This window comes from Streptomyces sp. NPDC055013 (genome assembly GCF_053608645.1).
The window spans coordinates 31,457-45,413 of sequence record NZ_JBSGVW010000027.1 but is presented as its reverse complement, the minus strand read 5'-3'; the positions used below and the strand labels follow the sequence as shown (position 1 = coordinate 45,413).

Sequence of the window (13,957 nt, the reverse complement as noted above, 5' to 3'; positions counted from 1 at the left end):
CACACGGCACGGCAAAGTCTGGCGAGTCGTCCGATCATCCACGTACGGTGTGATCATCCGCAGTCACTCTTGGCAAAGGCGGTCCTTCATGGCCCTGTTCGACCTTCCGCTCGACGAACTGCGCGAGTACCGCAGCAAGTCCGTCGAACCCGAGGACTTCGACTCGTTCTGGTCCAAGACCCTTGGGGAAGCGCGCGAACACGATCTGGACGCCCGCTTCGAGCCGGTCGACACGGGGCTGGCCACGGTGCAGGTGTACGACGTGACGTTCGCCGGGTTCGGCGGTCACACGGTGAAGGGCTGGCTGCGGCTGCCCGCCGGGGCGACCGAGCCGGTGCCGCTGGTGGTGGAGTTCCTCGGGTACGGCGGCGGGCGCGGCCTGCCGCACGAGAACCTGCTGTGGGCCTCCTCGGGCCGCGCGCACTTCATGATGGACACGCGTGGCCAGGGCAGCGCGTGGGGCGCCGGTGGTGGCACGCCGGACCCGGTGGGTGCGGCGCCCGCGTACCCCGGGTTCATGACGCGAGGCGTCGACGCTCCCGAGAACTACTACTACCGCCGGGTGTTCACGGACGCGGTCCGTGCCGTGGAGGCGGCCCGTTCCCACCCGCTGACCGACGCCTCGCGCACGGTCGCGCTGGGCGCGAGTCAGGGCGGCGGCATCACGATCGCGGTCGGCGGCCTGGTCCCGGACCTGACGGCGATCGCGCCGGACGTGCCGTTCCTGTGTGACTACCCGCGCGCGGCCACCCTGACGGACCGCCACCCCTACCGCGAGATCGCCCTCTACCTCAAGACGCACCGGGGCCGCACCGAGGACGTCCTGCGCACCCTGTCGTACTTCGACGGCGTCCACTTCGCGGCCCGCGGCCGGGCCCCCGCCCTGTTCTCGGCGGCCCTGGAGGACCAGACCTGCCCGCCGTCCACCGTCTTCGCGGCCTTCAACGCCTGGGCCCACGACGAGAAGGCCATCGAGGTCTACGACTTCAACGACCACGAGGGCGGCGGCCCGTTCCACGAGGCGGCCAAGCTCGACTGGCTGCGCTCGCACGCCTGAGAGGTCCGGCATGGAGACGCGTGAGGCCGCGGAGCGGTTCGTCCGGGTCTGGCAGCGGGCTTGGACGGAACACGATGTGGACGCCCTGCTGGAGCTGTATGCCGAGGGGTGCGTCCACCGCTCGATGCCGTTCCGCGAGCCACACCGCGGGCGGGCGGCGCTGGCCGAGTATCTGCGCTGGTCGTTCGCCGGTGAGCAGGTGACCGACGTGCGTTTCTCCGCGCCGGTGGTCGGCGAGGACGGGGTGGCCGTGGCCGAGTTCCGGGTCCTCGCCGAGGAGGACGGCGCGCCGGCCACGCTGGCCGGCTGTGTCTTCGTGCGGTTCGACGCCGCCGGGCTCGCCGTCGAGACCCGCGACTACTGGCACACGGTCGAGGGTCACCGGGAGCCGGAAGGTGAGCTGTTCTTCGGGTGAGTGCGGCGCGTCGGCGTGTGTCCGACACCTTCCGCCCAGTCCGACCAGTCGGTACGTTCAGGGAGCCCGGTCACGCGCGGTCGCGGTCCGGGTTTCCGGCGGACGTCAGCGGACGACTAGGGGTGGGCCATGGCGGAGCACGAGGCACAGCTGCACGGGCACTGCGATCCGCGGTTCGCGGCGGTGCGGACGGCGTTCGAGGCGAACTTCCGCGAGCGCGGGGAGCTGGGCGCCGCGGTCGCGGTCAGGGTAGGCGGCGAGACCGTCGTGGACCTGTGGGGCGGGTGGGCCGACGCGGCTCACAGTCGCCCGTGGGAGCGCGACACGCTGGTCAACGTGTGGTCGACGACCAAGGGACCTACGGCACTGTGCGCGCACATCCTCGCCGACCGGGGTCTGCTCGACCTGGACGCGCCGGTGGCCACGTACTGGCCGGAGTTCGCCGCCGCGGGCAAGGAGCAGATCCTCGTACGGCATCTTCTGTCGCATCGCGCCGGACTGGCCGGGCTGCGGGATCCGCACTCGCTTCAGCAGCTCTGCGACTGGGAGTTGACGACCCAGCGGCTCGCGGCGATGGAGCCGTGGTGGGAGCCGGGGACACAGTCCGGATATCACGCCCTGACGTACGGGTTCCTGGTCGGGGAGGTCGTGCGGCGGGTCTCGGGGCTGCTGCCCGGAGCCTTCCTGGAGCGGGAGGTGACCGGGCCGCTCGGCATCGACTTCGTGATCGGGCTGCCGGAGAAGGAGGGCGGACGGGCGGCCGAGCTGGTGCATGCGCCGGTCGCGTCGGACAGTGAACAGGCGGCGATCTTCAGCCAGTTGGCGCCCGCCGCCATCGCCGCGCTGGCCAACCCCGCCGTGGGGGCGGCTCAGGCCAACTCGGCCGAGTGGCGGGCTGCCGAGGTCCCCGCCGCGAACGGGCACGGCACGGCTCGGGCGATCGCCGCGCTGTACGGCATCTTCGCGGGACGCGGGTCGTACGACGGCCATCGCGTCCTGTCCCCCGAGGCGGCCGAGCGGGTGCGTGAGGGACAGGGCGCCTGCCGCGATCTGGTGCTCGGGGCCGGGTTCGAGAGCGAGACGGAGGTCGCGCTCGGCCTGTGGCTGAGCGGGGACAACGGGTCGTACGGGCCCAACCCGCGGGCTTTCGGACATGACGGCTTCGGCGGCTCCTGCGGTCTGGCCGACCCGGAGGCCGGGGTGTCGCTGGGCTATGTGATGAACCGGATGGGGCCTCATATCGCCGACGACCCGCGGAAGATGGCGCTGATCGACGCCCTGTACGGAGTCTTGTGACGGCCTGTCCGCGCGGACCGTTTCGGCCGAAGTGACAGACCACCCTTCCGCCGTGGTTTAGACCAATGCTTAGATCTGGTGGCGCAACGAACCCGCACGGCTACAACACGTCACCAACAGGAGGCGCGGCATGGCCCGCACCACCCCGCACGACCGCCCCCTCACCGAAACGCAGCCGCTGTACTGGAGAATCGCCACCCAGTTGCTCGACGAACTGAGCGACGGAACCGTCCCGCCCGGTGAACGGCTTCCGTCGGAACGGCAGTTGGCGCTGCACTACGGGGTCAGCCGGGAGACCGTACGGCAGGCGCTGGAGGTGCTGCGCCACCGGGGCCTGGTCGCCACCGACCGCCGAGGAAGCCATGCCACCCTGTCCGGTCCGCCGGTCGAGACCCCGTCGACGCTCACCTTCCCGGTCGGCGCCCGGACGGCCGGACCGGGCGCCGTGGACCGCGCGACGGTCGCCTGGGAGACTCCCCCGCCGGAGCACGCCGCGGCCCTGGGGCTGGCCACGCACCGGCCGACCCTGGTGCACCGGTACGAGTCCGCGGGCGCCGACGGTGGTGGCCGGCGTACGGCAGTGACGTCGTTCTCGGCTGTGGCCCTCGCCGAGGTGGCGGAGCTCGCCCGCTGCCGCGACCGCGCCGACGGCGACCACGCCGACAGCACCGGGTCCGCCCAACTGCACCGCACCTACGACTGGATGCGCAAGGCGGGCCTCACCCTCCACCACCGGGACACCATCACCCGGCTCCCGGGCGCACCCTCGGTGCGGGTCACCCGGCGCGTGCACGACCAGTACGCCCGCCCCCTGGAGATCACGGACCTAGTGATGGACGCCCAACAGGACGCTCTGGTCTACGAGTTCACACTGCCCGCGGCGGTCTGACCAGCCTGGTCCGGGCGCCGCGCCACCACCATCCGCACGCGGGGGCTCCCGTCCCGTCGCCGTCCGAACTCGGACAGAACCTGCGACTCCACCTCGAAGCCGGCGCGAGCCAGTTCGTCGCGTACCTCCGCGAGCCGGAAGGCCCTGTAGTACATGACGAACTGCGGCCGCCACACGGCGTTGCGCACCCGCATCACCGTGTCGAAGCCCAGCAGCATCCAGTAGCCGAGGGACGCGGGGCGGGGCGGGGCCACGACCGGGAAGGCGAAGCACCCGCCGGGCCGCAGGACGGAGTGGACCTGGGCGAACAGGCCCGGCAGCTCACGGGGAAGGAAGTGCCCGAACGCCCCGAAGCTCACCACGAGGTCGAAGGCCGGGGCGAACGGCAGGGCGCGGGCGTCGGCACGCACCCAGCCGACGCGCTGCTCCCCGACCCGCACCCGCCGCCGGGCGACGTCGAGCATGCCGGCACTGAAGTCGACGCCGGTGACGCTGCGCCGGCACACCTCGGCCAGCACGTCGACACCCGCGCCCGTACCGCAGCACAGGTCGAGGCCGTCGTCGTACGAGCCCGTTCGGCCGAGCGCCGACGCGACCGCACGGAGCACGGAGTCCGGCGTACGGAACGGCGTGTGGTCGAACTTCGGGGCGAGCAGGTCGTATCCGCGCTCGACGGACGACAGGGCCTGGACGGCGAGTTCGCGCAGGGAGGGCCCTTCGGGGCTGAACATCCGCGTCACCCCGTGGCCACTCGGTGCCGCAGCACGGTGAGCACGCGCTCGCACCAGCGCAGAATCTCCTGCTCGAAGGAGATTCCGGCCAGCAGCGTCAGATACGGCCCGATGCGGTCGGACTCACGCAGGTACTCGTCCTCGGTGCGGCCGTCGAGGAGGCGGTCGCGGACGCGTTCGTAGCGGTCGAGCTTGCCGCGCGACCACGTCATGCGCTCCTCGATCAGTGCGCGGGTGGCCTCGGGGTCCTCCATGGCCTGGAGTTTGATCAGGAGTTCGTCGCGGATGGCGGTGGGCCGCCGGGGCGGCTCGGCGGCGAAGGTCCGCAGGTCCTCGCGTCCGGCCTCGGTGAGCGTGAACATCCGCTTGTTCGGCCGTCGTTCCTGCTGCACGAACCGGGCCTCGACGAGGCCGTCCTGCGCGAGCCGCTCCAACTCCCGGTAGAGCTGCTGCGGCGTCGCGGGCCAGAAGTTGGCGAACGAGACGTCGAAGACCTTCGACAGCTCGTAACCCGAGGCCTCGCCCTCCAGGAGGGCGGCGAGGACGGCGTACTTGAGGGACATGTGGACACGGTAACAGCAGGTGATTATTCTCATCGGCACCTACTCAACTATTTGACTATGAGGTGATCCGATGCGCGCGTTCCGCGAGGCGGTGGAAGCAGGCGACACCGAAGCCGTCGAGGCCCTGTTGGCGGAGGATGTCGTCTTCACCAGCCCGGCCGTGTTCAAGCCGTACGCCGGCAAGGCGATCACGGCGGCGATTCTGCGCGCTGTCGTGCGGGTCTTCGAGGACTTCCGCTATGTGCGCGAGATCAACGACCCCGGCGGCCGCGATCACGCGCTGGTCTTCACCGCGCGCGTGGGCGACCGGGAGATCACCGGCTGCGACTTCCTCCACGTCGACGAGGACGGGCTGATCGACGACTTCATGGTCATGATCCGTCCGCTGTCGGGCCTGCAGGCGCTGGCCGCGGAGATGGGCGCGCAGTTCGACCGGATCGCGAAGGAGGCGGCGCAGTCGGCGTGACAGCCGCGGCCCTCACCCGGATCGACACTCCGCGAGCCGCCTTTCGAGGAACCTGCGTTCCGCGTCGTTCTCGACCAGCTCCAGCGCGCTGAGGTACGCCTGCGCCGCCTCGTTCGTACGGCCGCTGCGGCGCAGCAGATCGGCGCGGGTGGCCGGCAGCAGGTGGTACCCGGCCAGGTCGCCCTGCTCCTCCAGCTCCGCGACCAGGGCGAGGCCGGCGTCCGTGCCCTCGGCCATGCCGACGGCCACCGCACGGTTCAGGCGGACCACGGCGGAGGGCACCCGGCGCGCCAACTCGCCGTACAGGGCGGCGATGTCGGCCCAGTCGGTGTCCTCGGCGCTGGGCGCGGTGGTGTGGCAGGCGGCGATGGCGGCCTGGATCTGGTACGGCCCGGGGCGGCCGCGCCGCAGCGCGGTCTCCAGCAGGTCGGCGCCCTCGTCGGCCTCGGCGCGGTCCCAGGCCGTACGGTCCTGGTCCTCCAGGGTCACCAGGTCGCCCGCGGCGTCCACGCGGGTGTGGCGGCGGGCGTCGTGCAGCAGCAGGAGCGCGAGCAGGCCGAGCACCTCGGGCTCGTCGGGCATCAGGCGGGCGAGGACGCGAGCCAGGCGGATCGCTTCGGCGCAGAGGTTCGTACGCACGAGATCGGCACCGGCGGTGGCCGCGTAGCCCTCGTTGAACAGCAGGTAGATCACACCGAGCACTCCCGTCGCGCGCTCGGGCAAGAGGTGCGCGGGCGGGATCCGGTACGGGATTCCGGCGTTGCGGATCTTCCGCTTGGCCCGCACCAGGCGCTGCGCCATGGTCGCCTCGGGGACGAGGAAGGCGCGCGCGATCTCCGGTGTGGTCAGCCCCGCGAGCGTGCGAAGCGTCAGCGCGACCCGGGCCTCGATGGGCAGCGCGGGGTGGCAACAGGTGAAGATCAGCCGCAGCCGGTCGTCCTGCACGCCGCTGCCGTCACCGCTGTCGTTCTCGGGTCCGTACGGCGGTTCGTCGCGGGCCGGCACCGCCACCTCCCGTAGTTTCGCCGCCCCCACCGCCTCCCGGCGCAGTACGTCCAGGGCGCGGTTGCGGGCGGTCGTGGTCAGCCAGGCGCCGGGGCGGCGCGGCACTCCGTCGCGCCGCCACCGGTCGAGGGCCTGGGCGAAGGCGTCCTGGGCGCACTCCTCGGCGAGGTCCCAGTCGCCGGTCACCCGGATCAGGGTGGCGACGACCTGGCCCCATTCCTCGCGGAAGGCGGCGGCAACGGCTTCCGCGACGCCGTTCGTGGCGCTCACTCCCAGACCGGCCGCACTTCGATCGAGCCGCCGCCGAGGGCCGCCGGATGCCGGGACGCCAGCGAGATGGCTTCGTCCAGGTCGGCGACCTCGATGATGTCGATGCCGCCGACGTACTCCTTGGACTCCACGAAGGGCCCGTCGCTGAGCAGCACTTCGTCACCCTGGACGCGGACGGTCGTGGCGTCGGTGTGCGGCCGCAGGCGGGCACCGCCCTTGACGACGTCACGGCTGCGGACCTCGTCGATGTACGAGGTGAAACGGGGGTCCTCGGCGATCTCCTCGGGGCTGAGTTCCTCGCCGCCGACCGGTGTGCAGATGAACAGGACGTACTTCATGACCGCTCCTCGGGGTCGAGAGAGACGTGCTCGTGCGCGATCAGCCGGCGCAGACCGACGTCGCGGTAGCCGGTGGTGACGCGCATCAGGTCGTCGAGTGGCGCACCGTCCGTACGGGTGGCACGCAGGCGGACGAGGGCGTGGCCGAAGGCGATGCTCTCGTCGACGTGGACGCGGAAGTCCAGCACCTCGCGGGTGACGGGACCGGTGAGGCCGGTGAACCGCGCCTCCAGCGACTTGAGCAGGGCGTCGGCCCCCTGAAGTTCCCGGCCGTCGACGAACGCCGTCACGTCCGGGGCGTAGCAGGCCGCCTTGCGCTCGACGTCCCGCTCCCGCGCGGCCGCGGTCAGTTCGGCGTCGAGCGCGCGGATCTGCGTCTCGGCGTCCTCGTCCTCCCAGAGGGGCCGCACCTCCATGGCCCCGACGACGGCCACAGGATGCCGCGCGGCCGCCTCGATCGCCTCCTCCAGGCTGTCGCACTCCAGGATGTCGAACCCGGCGACGTACTCCTTCGTCTCCGCGAAGGGCCCGTCGCTGCGCAGCACCTCCCCGCCGCGTACCCGCACGGTGACCGCCCGGTCGGGAAGCGCCAGCCGGTGGCCGTGCAGGCGTACCCGGCGGTCGCCGAGGTCTTCGACCCAGGGCTCGACGGGGGTCATGCCCGAGGCGTCGGCGGTGTCGTCACCGCAGACGAGCAGCATGTACTTCATGGATCCTCCCGGTCCTCATGAGCTTCCTACACCCCACCGACGAACGGGACCGGACCGAATCGACACCCGGGCGGCCCACACCCGGAATTTCTGCCCCCGCGCACGGTCCGTTCGCGATTGGATGTCCTCATGACCTCCGACGAGCACGCGCGGATGATGTCGGCCAACCAGGCGAACTGGGACGCCCGCACCCCCGTCCACCTCGCCAGCCGCTTCTACGGCCTGGACCGGGATCTCGATCCCGCGCGCTGGTTCGCCTCCTTCGAGTGGGACGACCTCGGTGAACTGACCGGCCGCGATGTGCTCCATCTGCAGTGCCATCTCGGCACCGAGACGATCGCCTTCGCGAAGCGCGGGGCGCGGGCCGTCGGCCTGGACTTCTCCGCGGCGTCCGTGGCCGCCGCGGGCGGCATCGCCCAGAAGGCCGGGCTGGACGTCACGTACGTGCAGGCCAATGTGTACGACGCCGTGGAAGCCCTGGGGCAACGCCAGTTCGACGTGGTGTACACGGGCAAGGGCGCACTGTGCTACCTGCCCGACCTCGATCGCTGGGCCGGGATCGTGGCCCAACTCCTTCGTCCGGGCGGGTGGTTGTACATCGTCGAGTTCCACCCGCTGCTCAACTCCCTCGGCCCCAAGCCCGGTCCGGGCGAGGGGCCCGAGCTGCTTCTGCGCCATGACTACCTGGGCGGCGACGGTGCCGTGCACCGGGACGCGACCCGCACCTACACCGACGGGCCCGCCGTGGAAGGCGCCACGGACAGCTACGAGTGGATGCACGGAATAGGAGAGGTCGTAGACGCGTTGAGCCAAGCAGGACTGACCATCCGGCAGCTGCGCGAGAGTGACGAGCTGCCCTGGCAGCGCTGGCCGCAGATGGAACGCACGGCCTCCGGCTGGTGGCGTCTCCCCGAGCCCCGTGTCCCTCTGCTGTACGGATTGCTCGCCACGCGCTGAACGTTCGTGCTACGGTCGCGTCAGCACCTGTGTACGCCCGGTTGTGGCGCCGGTGCCAGTTCTCTCTCAGTTCGCCGGTAGGCGTACCGGCTTCTCATCACCATCTCGTGACCAGCGGTTCCGCCGTGTCCGAGGTGTTGTCTCCCGCCGCCCGAAGGCGCTCTGTCCGCCTTGCCGATGTCCGCGGCGCACCCCTTCCCTCCGCATGTCCCATGCCTTCCGTCCGTGAAAGGACACACCACCATGACCACCACACTCGAACACCCCCCGGTCCGGCAGCAGGCCACGGCCGTCACCGGTGTCCTCGACATCGACGCGAGCGGCAAGGGGCACCTGCGCGCCGCCAACCTGCTGCCCTCGCCCGCCGACCTTCAGGTCTCCCCCGCGCTCAGCCGCCGCCACGGCCTGCGCAAGGGCGACCTCGTCGACGGCGTACGCGGCGACCGGCGCACCCTCACCGAAGTCGCCCACGTCAATGGCCGCACCCCCGCCACGAACCGCCGCAGCTTCGGCGACCTGACGCCGCTGCACCCGCGTGAGCGGATCCGCCTCGAACACCCGGCGTCCGGCCTGACCGGGCGGGTCAACGACCTGATCGCGCCGGTCGGCAAGGGCCAGCGGGGCCTGATCGTCGCCCCGCCCAAGACCGGCAAGACCGTGCTGCTCCAGCAGATCGCGGCCGCCGTCGCGGGCAACCACCCGGAGTGCCGGCTGATGGTGGTGCTCCTCGACGAACGCCCCGAGGAGGTCACCGACATGCGGCGCTCGGTGCGGGGCGAGGTCTACGCCTCGACCTTCGACCGGGCGCCCAAGCAGCACATCGCCCTGGCCGAGCTCGTCATCGAACGCGCCAAGCGGCTCGTCGAGGCGGGCGAGGACGTCGTCATCCTGCTCGACTCCCTGACCCGGCTGTGCCGGGCGCACAACAACGCGGCCGGGTCCGGTGGCCGCACCCTGAGCGGCGGCGTCGACGCGGCCGCGCTGCAGGGCCCGAAGCGGTTCTTCGGCGCCGCGCGCCTCGCCGAGGAGGGCGGTTCGCTCACCATCCTCGCCACGGCCCTCGTGGAGACAGGCTCGCGGGCCGACGACTTCTACTTCGAGGAGCTCAAGAGCACCGGCAACATGGAGCTGCGCCTGAGCCGGGAGCTCGCCTCCCGCCGCGTCTTCCCCGCCGTCGACATCAACCCCTCCGGCACCCGTCGCGAGGAACTGCTTCTGCCCCCGGCCGAGTTGACCGCGGTGCGCGGACTGCGCCGGGCCCTGCAGACCCGGGACGGCCAGTCCACCCTGGAAACCCTCCTGGAGCGCATGCGTGAGACGCCCGACAACGCCACTTTCCTGCGGCGGATCCAGCCGACACTTCCCGGCGACTGACAGATCCGCACGCCGGGATCGCCCGTCCGGGTGCCGACGCGCCCCGACCGGCCCGGGCAGCGCGGTGTCAGGCGCGACCGTTCCTACGTTGACGGTATGAAGATCGGATTTACTTCCCGGGCCCTGGTCTCCACCTGCGCACTGTGCGCGACCGGCCTGCTGGCGCTCGCGCCCGCCGCCGCCGTCGCCCGCCCCGGGCGCGACCCCGACACCCCGGGCAGGCACCAGGCGGCAACACCACCTCCCACCCAGCTGTACGGGTCCGGCACACAGGTGCGGCCGCACGACGGGGCACCCCACGTTCCGAGTGTCACCGCGCGGTCGTGGCTGGTGGCCGACGCCGACACCGGCGAGGTGCTCGCCGCGTACGAAGCGCACCGGAAGCTGCCGCCCGCCAGCACGCTCAAGTCGCTGTTCGCCCTCACCGTGCTGCCCACCCTGCCCGGCGTCATCCGGCACACGGTGCGCGAGGAGGAGCTCGCCGGGATCGGGCCCGGCAGCAGCCTGGTCGGGGTCGCCGAGGGACGTACGTACCAGGTCGCCGATCTGTGGCGCGGGGTGTTCCTCAGCTCCGGCAACGACGCCGTGCGCGTGCTGGCCTCCCTCAACGGCGGCTGGCGCTTCACTGCCGAGCGCATGGAGGCCAAGGCCCGCTCCCTGGGCGCCCTCGACACGCACGTGGTGTCGCCGGACGGCTACGACTCGCCCGGCCAGGTGTCGTCGGCGTACGACCTGGCGGTGTTCGGCCGGGCCGGGCTGCGCAACGCCGAGTTCGCGCGGTACTGCGGCACCGCGCAGTCGCGGTTCCCGGGCCGGGGCGGCTGGGCGTACGGGATCCAGAACACCAACCGCCTGTTGACCGGCGCGGACGGCGTGGACCGCTACCCGGGCGTGATCGGCATCAAGAACGGCTACACCAGCCAGGCGGGCAACACGCTCATCGCCGCCGCCCGCCGGGGCGAGCGCACCCTGGTCGTCACCGTGATGAACCCCCGGGCGGGCGGGTTCGCCGTCTACGAGGAGGCCGGCGAACTGCTCGACTGGGGGTTCGGGGCGGTCGGCCGGGTCGAACCGGTGGGCTCGCTGGACGCGTTGCGGGTCAGGCCGAGGCCGGGGCCCGCCGCGGTGCCCGTGGTCGCCGCGGTGGCACCGGAGGACGAGCCGGGCTGGGCCGAGGCCTTCGCGATCGCCGGCGCCGCCGGCATGGGCGCCGGTGCCGTGTCGCTGGTGACCCGGGGCAGGGTCGAGCGGTCGACGCCGAGTTGACCGACGGGCAGCCACAGCAGCAGGCCGAGCGTGATCCAGGCGTAGGTGTTGCTGCCGAGGAAGCCGTCGACGCCGGAAGCGTCGTCGAACCACAGCCACACCACGCTGGTGCACAGCACGGCGTACAGGGCGCCCGCGATCCGCAGGTGCCCGGCGCGGACGAGGACGGCGAAGGACGGCAGCAGCCACACCAGGTGGTGGACCCAGGTGATCGGGCTGACCAGACAGGCGGTCAGCCCGGTCAGGGCGAACGCCGCCGTCCAGTCCCCCGCCACGACCGCGCGGCGGGTGCGCGCCACCCAGACGCCCAGGACCACCAGCACCACGACCGCCCAGACCTCGCGGCTCGGCACGTCCAGCCGGGCCAGGATGCCCTGCAGCGACTGGTTGGAGACGTAGTCGAGGCGGCCCACGCGCGTGGTGTCCCACATCGCGTGCGTCCAGTAGAAGCGGGAGGCGTCGGGGGCCACCCAGGCCGCCAGCGCCGTGGCCGCGGCGGCGACGGCCGTGGCCACCGCGGCGGCTCGCTGGCGCCGGGCCACCAGCAGCAGGCCGATGAACGCGGCCGGCGTCAGCTTGATCGCGGCCGCGAGCCCGATGCCCAGGCCCGCCCAGCGCTCCCGGCCCGTAGCGAGCAACCAGCAGTCGAGGAGCACCAAGGCCAGCAGCAGGATGTTCACCTGGCCGAAGCTGAAGGTGTCCCTCAGCGGTTCGAACAGGGCCAGCCCGCACGCGACGAGGGCACAGCCGTACCAGCCGTGGCGCCGCCAGGACCGTCCCGCCAGCACCCGCAGCGAGAAGGCCAGTGCCGCCAGGTTGAGCAGCAGCGCCACCGCGATCGCGACGTGCAGACCGACCAGCGCCATGGGCAGCATGACGACGGCGGCGAACGGCGGGTAGGTGAAGCCGTACGTCGTGCCGGGCACCCGGTAGTCGTAGAGACGGCCGCCGTGGTGGATCCAGCTGTCCACGGTGCCGTAGTAGACGCGCAGGTCGAACCAGTCACGCAGCAGTGGCACGGTGGCGGTGAAGACGGTCACCGCGGCGGCGAGCACGAGGACCAGCAAGAGCCGGCCCCGGTCGGTACGCGGAAGCCTCATGCGGTGCGCTCCAGAGCCGGGGCCTGCGCAGCGAGATGCGCCTGCCACAGAACGACCACGGCGAGCGCACCCCCGGAGACCGCCAGCACCAGCTGGCCGGCGTCCGCGGCGCCGCCGCTGGGCAGGACGGCGAGCGCGAGCACTCCCGTCAGGGCCGCCACCCGGTGCCGTACCGAAGTGCTGGGCGCGGCGGCGGCGATGAGGAACAGGCCCCACAGGGCGTACCAGGGGCGGATCGCCGGTCCGAAGGCGGCCACGGCAGCCAGGCTGAGACCGAGCGCGTACACGGGGCGCGGTCGCCAGCGCCACCATATGAGGAGCACCAGGACCGCCGTGAGCACGATGCCGAAGGTGTGCCAGACGGGGACGGCCAGCGGCGCCAGGTCGCTGCCGGCCTGCTCCAGGAGCGAGGCGGTGGCACGGCCGAGCAGGCTGGTGAGCGCCCAGTTCTGCGAGGAGACCGGCGTGTCCAGGGCGCCTATCCAGCCGTATCCGGTGCCCGCCACGGCCGTCGCCGCGACCGTGGTGGCGGCGACCGCGGCCGCCGTGGTGAACACGGCCTTCACCGGGTGGTGCCCGGCCCGCACCTGGAGCAGTACGACCGCGGCGAGGCCCAGCACCGCGGGCGCCTTGACGAGGGCGGCGAGCGTGACGAGCACGGCGCCCAGGACCGGCCACCGGCCGAGCGCGGCGACCAGACCGGCGCCGAGCAGGCCGAGCATGATGGCGTCGTTGTGGGCGCCCGCCACCAGGTGCAGCAGCACGAGCGGGTTCAGGGCCCCCAGCCACAGCGCCGCGGACGGGTCGGCTCCGCTGTGCCGGGCCAGCCGCGGCAGCGCGGCCGCCATCAGCGCCACCCCGAGGAGGGCTATCAGGCGCATGCCGAGGAGCCCGGCGGGGAGTTCGCCGCGGGTCACGGTGGACAGGGCGGAGGCGACGCCGAGGAACACCGGGCCGTACGGGGCGCCGGTGTGCCGCCACAGCGGGGCGACCTCGTCCGCGAGCGGACCGCCGAGTTGGGAGGGGCCGTACGCGTACACGTCGATGTGCGCGTCGACCATGGCCCCTTGGGCCAGGTAGCTGTACACGTCCCGGCTGAACAGCGGCGGCGCGATCAGCAGCGGGGTGGCCCACACCGCCAGCACCAGCAGCAGGGCGCGTGGCGTCGGCGGATCGGCGCTGCGCACGAGGCGCCCGAGCATCAGCCACGCCGCTATCAGCAGGACGACGCCGAAGTACACGCCGACCAGGCCCAGCGCCGCGTGCGCCGAGCTCGGGGCCAGGATGTCCCGGACCGGCAGTGCCCCGGCCGACTCACCGCCCAGGGCGAGGAAGGCGGTGCCGGCCAGACCGAGGATCTGGCAGCGGCGGAGATCGATGGGGAAAGCCATGGCCAACACTCGGTCAGGGTGTCAACGCGGGGTGGCTTTAAGTTGACGCGGTTCCCTCCGGGGGGAGGCCGGGGCGTGACCGGCCGGTGATCGATTGTGGCCGTTGGTTGAGGGCTGCGATGCGTCTGC

At 72.3% G+C, this 13,957-nt stretch carries 14 protein-coding genes and 1 pseudogene; 8 read left to right on the top strand and 7 right to left on the bottom strand.

What is annotated here, in order from left to right; all coding sequences use genetic code 11:
• The first annotated feature begins 88 nt into the window (after positions 1-88).
• The 4 genes from ACWGDB_RS28540 to ACWGDB_RS28525 all read left to right on the top strand — a co-directional run bounded on the left by ACWGDB_RS28540 (position 89) and on the right by ACWGDB_RS28525 (position 3,657).
• Positions 89-1,057, top strand: coding sequence for an acetylxylan esterase (locus ACWGDB_RS28540; RefSeq protein ID WP_453825050.1), 969 nt, complete (start codon positions 89-91; stop codon positions 1,055-1,057).
• Positions 1,058-1,067: 10 nt separating this feature from the next.
• Positions 1,068-1,472, top strand: coding sequence for a nuclear transport factor 2 family protein (locus ACWGDB_RS28535; protein ID WP_453825049.1), 405 nt, complete (start codon positions 1,068-1,070; stop codon positions 1,470-1,472).
• A 129-nt stretch (positions 1,473-1,601) separates the two neighbouring features.
• Positions 1,602-2,768, top strand: coding sequence for a serine hydrolase domain-containing protein (locus ACWGDB_RS28530; protein ID WP_453825048.1), 1,167 nt, complete (start codon positions 1,602-1,604; stop codon positions 2,766-2,768).
• 130 nt (positions 2,769-2,898) lie between these two features.
• Positions 2,899-3,657, top strand: a complete 759-nt coding sequence (locus ACWGDB_RS28525) for a GntR family transcriptional regulator (RefSeq protein ID WP_453825047.1) — start codon at positions 2,899-2,901, stop codon at positions 3,655-3,657.
• Here ACWGDB_RS28525 and ACWGDB_RS28520 read toward each other — a convergent pair.
• Both ACWGDB_RS28520 and ACWGDB_RS28515 read right to left on the bottom strand, forming a co-directional pair.
• Positions 3,627-4,388: a class I SAM-dependent methyltransferase gene (locus ACWGDB_RS28520; RefSeq protein ID WP_453825046.1), complete on the bottom strand. Its 762-nt coding sequence runs from the start codon at positions 4,386-4,388 to the stop codon at positions 3,627-3,629. The two genes, ACWGDB_RS28525 and ACWGDB_RS28520, sit on opposite strands and share 31 nt — an antisense overlap.
• A 5-nt stretch (positions 4,389-4,393) precedes the next feature.
• Complete coding sequence (locus ACWGDB_RS28515) at positions 4,394-4,951, bottom strand: PadR family transcriptional regulator (protein ID WP_453825045.1); 558 nt, start codon at positions 4,949-4,951, stop codon at positions 4,394-4,396.
• A gap of 70 nt (positions 4,952-5,021) precedes the next feature.
• On the opposite strand from ACWGDB_RS28515, the gene ACWGDB_RS28510 reads away from it, so the two are divergent.
• Positions 5,022-5,417: a nuclear transport factor 2 family protein gene (locus ACWGDB_RS28510; RefSeq protein WP_453825044.1), complete on the top strand. Its 396-nt coding sequence runs from the start codon at positions 5,022-5,024 to the stop codon at positions 5,415-5,417.
• Between the two features lie 12 nt (positions 5,418-5,429).
• Here ACWGDB_RS28510 and ACWGDB_RS28505 read toward each other — a convergent pair whose 3' ends face one another.
• Genes ACWGDB_RS28505 through ACWGDB_RS28495 form a run of 3 tightly spaced genes read right to left on the bottom strand, consistent with a single transcriptional unit; the run spans position 5,430 to position 7,740 of the window.
• Complete coding sequence (locus ACWGDB_RS28505; RefSeq protein ID WP_453825043.1) at positions 5,430-6,692, bottom strand: RNA polymerase sigma factor; 1,263 nt, start codon at positions 6,690-6,692, stop codon at positions 5,430-5,432.
• Positions 6,689-7,030, bottom strand: coding sequence for a YciI family protein (locus ACWGDB_RS28500; protein WP_453825042.1), 342 nt, complete (start codon positions 7,028-7,030; stop codon positions 6,689-6,691). Before ACWGDB_RS28500 ends, ACWGDB_RS28505 begins: the two co-directional genes overlap by 4 nt.
• Positions 7,027-7,740: a YciI family protein gene (locus tag ACWGDB_RS28495; RefSeq protein WP_453825041.1), complete on the bottom strand. Its 714-nt coding sequence runs from the start codon at positions 7,738-7,740 to the stop codon at positions 7,027-7,029. Before ACWGDB_RS28495 ends, ACWGDB_RS28500 begins: the two co-directional genes overlap by 4 nt.
• 129 nt (positions 7,741-7,869) lie before the next feature.
• On the opposite strand from ACWGDB_RS28495, the gene ACWGDB_RS28490 reads away from it, so the two are divergent.
• The 3 genes and pseudogenes from ACWGDB_RS28490 to ACWGDB_RS28480 all read left to right on the top strand — a co-directional run.
• Positions 7,870-8,697, top strand: a complete 828-nt coding sequence (locus tag ACWGDB_RS28490; RefSeq protein WP_453825040.1) for a class I SAM-dependent methyltransferase — start codon at positions 7,870-7,872, stop codon at positions 8,695-8,697.
• Positions 8,698-8,940: 243 nt separating this feature from the next.
• Positions 8,941-10,071: a transcription termination factor Rho gene (gene rho, locus ACWGDB_RS28485; RefSeq protein ID WP_453825039.1), complete on the top strand. Its 1,131-nt coding sequence runs from the start codon at positions 8,941-8,943 to the stop codon at positions 10,069-10,071.
• Positions 10,072-10,167: 96 nt separating this feature from the next.
• A pseudogene (locus ACWGDB_RS28480) lies at positions 10,168-11,004 on the top strand (D-alanyl-D-alanine carboxypeptidase family protein); the annotation flags it as partial.
• A gap of 80 nt (positions 11,005-11,084) precedes the next feature.
• Here the strand turns inward: ACWGDB_RS28480 and ACWGDB_RS28475 are convergent.
• Complete coding sequence (locus tag ACWGDB_RS28475; protein WP_453825038.1) at positions 11,085-12,437, bottom strand: glycosyltransferase 87 family protein; 1,353 nt, start codon at positions 12,435-12,437, stop codon at positions 11,085-11,087.
• Entirely contained in the window at positions 12,434-13,828 is a 1,395-nt protein-coding gene (gene mptB / locus ACWGDB_RS28470; RefSeq protein WP_453825037.1) for a polyprenol phosphomannose-dependent alpha 1,6 mannosyltransferase MptB, read from the bottom strand. The genes ACWGDB_RS28475 and mptB overlap by 4 nt, the downstream gene beginning before the upstream one ends.
• Positions 13,829-13,957 lie beyond the last annotated feature (129 nt).

Coding starts and splice junctions, on each gene's coding strand:
- mptB (WP_453825037.1), bottom strand. CDS start 13,828: ATGGCTTTCCCCATCGATCTCCGCCGCTGCCAGATCCTCGGTCTGGCC.
- ACWGDB_RS28510 (WP_453825044.1), top strand. CDS start 5,022: ATGCGCGCGTTCCGCGAGGCGGTGGAAGCAGGCGACACCGAAGCCGTC.
- ACWGDB_RS28475 (WP_453825038.1), bottom strand. CDS start 12,437: ATGAGGCTTCCGCGTACCGACCGGGGCCGGCTCTTGCTGGTCCTCGTG.
- ACWGDB_RS28540 (WP_453825050.1), top strand. CDS start 89: ATGGCCCTGTTCGACCTTCCGCTCGACGAACTGCGCGAGTACCGCAGC.
- ACWGDB_RS28490 (WP_453825040.1), top strand. CDS start 7,870: ATGACCTCCGACGAGCACGCGCGGATGATGTCGGCCAACCAGGCGAAC.
- ACWGDB_RS28500 (WP_453825042.1), bottom strand. CDS start 7,030: ATGAAGTACGTCCTGTTCATCTGCACACCGGTCGGCGGCGAGGAACTC.
- ACWGDB_RS28535 (WP_453825049.1), top strand. CDS start 1,068: ATGGAGACGCGTGAGGCCGCGGAGCGGTTCGTCCGGGTCTGGCAGCGG.
- rho (WP_453825039.1), top strand. CDS start 8,941: ATGACCACCACACTCGAACACCCCCCGGTCCGGCAGCAGGCCACGGCC.
- ACWGDB_RS28525 (WP_453825047.1), top strand. CDS start 2,899: ATGGCCCGCACCACCCCGCACGACCGCCCCCTCACCGAAACGCAGCCG.
- ACWGDB_RS28520 (WP_453825046.1), bottom strand. CDS start 4,388: ATGTTCAGCCCCGAAGGGCCCTCCCTGCGCGAACTCGCCGTCCAGGCC.
- ACWGDB_RS28530 (WP_453825048.1), top strand. CDS start 1,602: ATGGCGGAGCACGAGGCACAGCTGCACGGGCACTGCGATCCGCGGTTC.
- ACWGDB_RS28515 (WP_453825045.1), bottom strand. CDS start 4,951: ATGTCCCTCAAGTACGCCGTCCTCGCCGCCCTCCTGGAGGGCGAGGCC.
- ACWGDB_RS28495 (WP_453825041.1), bottom strand. CDS start 7,740: ATGAAGTACATGCTGCTCGTCTGCGGTGACGACACCGCCGACGCCTCG.